We start from the raw sequence: 2,207 nt of genomic DNA, 5'->3' as shown, positions 1-2,207 counted from the left end.
TTATGCCCACCACCGATTGTTTTCTCGATAACCATCAGCCGAAGGGGATTGTAATGGAATACCGTAGCAAGCGTAGGATTCCCGTAGTTCTCATGCTCTTCCTGTTCCTCTGGATGGGAAGCGGTTCGGCCCTGGCAGCGGAAACCCAGACGCCGCCCTGGGGCACAGGGCCTTTCAAGGTGCTGCTGGAGGTGAACAGCCAGCGTCCGGAAATTTGGCAGCGGACCATCGGCATGATCAAGCAAATCAGCCACATCGTCGGTCTGAACAAGGCGAAGGTGGAGGTGATTGCCTGGGGGCCGGGACTGAAAATGCTCTTGAAGTCCTCGCCCGTAGCCATGAACATTGAAACCCAGTCGATGCAGGGCGTGGAGTTTGCCGCCTGCCATCAAACCATGATGGCCCTCCATATTCCCGCCTCAGACCTGGCCACCGGGGTAACGGTCGTGCCCGGCGCCGTTGCCGAGATCGTCAAGCGCGATCATGAGGGGTGGACGCAAATCAAGATGTAGGGCTGGTCGTAAAAGAGGGTTTCTTGCCACCATGTCTTGCCGGGCCGGGGTCGGATTGCCCCGGCCCGGCAATTACCCGCTCCCCCTTGCGAAACCCCTGCGGGATCCAGGAGAAAACGCCTGAAATAGCCAGCCGGGGCGATGCAATGCCTGCGGATCCGGTCGCCGGTCTCACCGGGCAACCCGGTGAATGTTTTGCGACTTCCGCCTTGTGCTATGATTCGCCCCACCCCTTGACACTTCAGGATCGAAGCGCATGACGGATACTCAGGAAGCCCTGGCACGCATTGCCCATGGCGCTGTGGATCTCCTGCCCGAAGGAGAGTTGCGGGAACGCCTGGAGTCCATCCGGCAGGCAGGCCGCGTGTTGCGGGTCAAGCTCGGCATGGACCCCACGGCCCCCGATCTCCACCTCGGCCACACGGTGCTCCTGCACAAGGCCCGGCAGTTCCAGGATCTGGGGCACCAGGTGCTCTTCGTCGTCGGTGATTTCACCGCGATGATTGGCGACCCCACGGGCAAAAATGTGACCCGCAAGCCCCTGAGTGCTGACGATGTCGCGGCCAATGCGGCCACTTACCAGGAGCAGGTCTTCAAGATCCTCGACCCGGCCCGCACCGAGGTGGTATTCAACTCCGCCTGGCTGGGGGTGTTGCGGCCCGAGGCGGTGATTCAGCTCGCCGCCAAATATACCGTCGCGCGGATGCTGGAGCGCGACGACTTTCACAAGCGTTATATTGGCGGTCAACCCATCGCCATTCACGAGTTCCTCTACCCGCTGCTCCAGGGGTACGACTCGGTAGCCCTGGATGCCGACATCGAGTTGGGCGGTACGGACCAACGCTTCAACCTGCTCGTCGGGCGGGAGCTGCAGCGCGAATATGGGCGCGTTCCCCAGTTGGTCCTCACCATGCCCATCCTCGAAGGCCTCGATGGCGTGCAAAAAATGTCCAAGTCCCTGGGCAATACCATCGGCGTGCAGGACCCTCCCGGGGAGATGTTCGGCAAGATCATGTCCATCTCCGATACCCTCATGTGGCGCTACTATGCCCTGCTTTCCAGGCGAAGCGTGGCAGAGCAGCAAGCCATGCAAAGGGAAGCCGAAAATGGGCAGCGCAATCCCCGCGACATCAAACTGGATCTGGCCGGCGAACTGGTGGCGCGCTTCCACGGAGCCCTTGCCGCGCAGCAGGCGCGGGAGGGCTTCCTCGCCCGTTTCCAGCGCCATGAGTTGCCCAGTGACCTACCCCTGCTGGAAATGGCCGCACCCCAAGCCTTGCGCCTGACCAGCATTCTCGTCCAGGCCGGGCTCGCCGCGAGCAGCAGCGAAGCCATGCGCAAAATCCGCGAAGGCGCCGTGCGCCTCGATGGCGAGCGGATCAGCGATCCCGCCCTGGCCTTGTCGGCGGGGGCCGAGCACCTGCTCCAGTTCGGCAAAAGGCACTTCGCCCGCATCCGTCTCTGCTGAAGGGGCATGTCCGGGCGAAAAGCGAAGCCCAATCAAGGCGCTTTCTCCCCCCGGAAAAATGCCGCGACGCAGGTGTTGACAGCCCTTCGGCCCTGCGTATAATGCGACCCCACGACGCGGCACTGAGCCGCAGCGGGCACCAACAGCCCGATTGTTCTTTCCCAGCCGAGTGGAGTGTGTGGGGTTTAGGCCCCGGTGGAATTTAGTGGGTTGAGGAAGTATTCCGC

General features: G+C 62.1%; 2 protein-coding genes. Both read left to right on the top strand.

Translation table 11 applies throughout. The annotated features are described in order from the left end of the window. Positions 1 to 53 precede the first annotated feature (53 nt). Positions 54 to 512: a hypothetical protein gene (locus tag ACP5MM_RS09755; protein ID WP_427931527.1), complete on the top strand. Its 459-nt coding sequence runs from the start codon at positions 54 to 56 to the stop codon at positions 510 to 512. A gap of 256 nt (positions 513 to 768) precedes the next feature. Further along, entirely contained in the window at positions 769 to 1,980 is a 1,212-nt protein-coding gene (gene tyrS, locus ACP5MM_RS09750) for a tyrosine--tRNA ligase (protein WP_427931525.1), read from the top strand. Positions 1,981 to 2,207: the final 227 nt, after the last annotated feature.

The sequence above is a fragment of the Acidithiobacillus sp. genome, assembly GCF_049965315.1.
GTDB lineage: Bacteria > Pseudomonadota > Gammaproteobacteria > Acidithiobacillales > Acidithiobacillaceae > Acidithiobacillus_B.
This window is presented reverse-complemented; position numbering and strand designations above follow the sequence as displayed.

Coding starts and splice junctions, on each gene's coding strand:
- ACP5MM_RS09755 (WP_427931527.1), top strand. CDS start 54: ATGGAATACCGTAGCAAGCGTAGGATTCCCGTAGTTCTCATGCTCTTC.
- tyrS (WP_427931525.1), top strand. CDS start 769: ATGACGGATACTCAGGAAGCCCTGGCACGCATTGCCCATGGCGCTGTG.